The sequence below is a fragment of the Emticicia fontis genome, assembly GCF_054779675.1.
On sequence record NZ_BAAGXU010000051.1, the window covers coordinates 262,463 to 262,797 of the forward strand.

The window sequence follows — 335 nt, forward strand, 5'->3', positions numbered from 1 at the left end:
CTTTGGGAGCAGAAGGTCGTCAACGGTCGGCCGCTGCCGTTCGAATCTGGCCACCCCGACACAAAAGTCCTCATGAATTCATTTTCGAGAAGGCTTTTTTAGTTTATTTCAAGAGATATATCGGTGTCGCGTCAGCTTTGAGAGCAGAAGGTCGTCAACGGTCGGCCGCTGCCGTTCGAATCTGGCCACCCCGACATAAAAGCCTTCTTGAATTCATTTTCGAGAAGGCTTTTTTAGTTCATTTCAAGAGACATATCGGTGTTGCGTCAGCTTTGGGGATCAACCCTAAAAGTTGTGGGGAAGTAAAATAATCTTGACCTTTGCATTTTAAGAAG

General features: G+C 46.3%; 1 protein-coding gene. It reads left to right on the forward strand.

What is annotated here, in order from left to right:
* Positions 1 to 311, forward strand: a 311-nt coding sequence (locus tag ACYVFA_RS22125) for a hypothetical protein (RefSeq protein ID WP_460474047.1), incomplete at its 5' end; no start/stop codon positions are given.
* Between the last annotated feature and the right edge of the window lie 24 nt (positions 312 to 335).